Annotated in this window: 1 protein-coding gene; it reads right to left on the bottom strand. The window is 40.7% G+C overall.

The window, feature by feature from the left end; translation table 11 throughout:
* On the bottom strand, positions 1-361 hold a 361-nt coding region (locus WA340_RS11475), incomplete at both ends, for a hypothetical protein (RefSeq protein WP_336129161.1).

The raw sequence follows: 361 nt of genomic DNA, 5'->3' as shown, positions 1-361 counted from the left end.
ATCTGAACATAACGCTAAGTCAGGCGCAGTTGTATCTTCAATAGTTAACGTTGCTGAAGTAGAAGCTATGTTTCCACAATCATCCGCTACTGTATAGTTTACAGTGATAGTACCACCAAGACCACAAGCACTCACAAAGTTATTAAAGTCGAAGTCAGACGTTACGGTATAGTTAGCATCTGCATCACAACTATCCGTAGGACACGTTTGTAAAGCCGCGATATTAGCCGCATTCCAATTAGATGCTAAAGTACTGTTATTGTTACCATCGCATTCAATAGTTTCATCAGCCACATCTGAACATAATGCTAAGTCTGGCGCAGTTGTATCTTCAATAGTTAAAGTTGCCGAAGTAGACGCC

This window comes from Mesoflavibacter sp. CH_XMU1422-2 (genome assembly GCF_037029245.1).
GTDB classification, from domain to species: domain Bacteria; phylum Bacteroidota; class Bacteroidia; order Flavobacteriales; family Flavobacteriaceae; genus Mesoflavibacter; species Mesoflavibacter zeaxanthinifaciens.
Note: the sequence above shows the minus strand (reverse complement) of the source record. Positions and strands in the feature narration are given on the sequence as shown.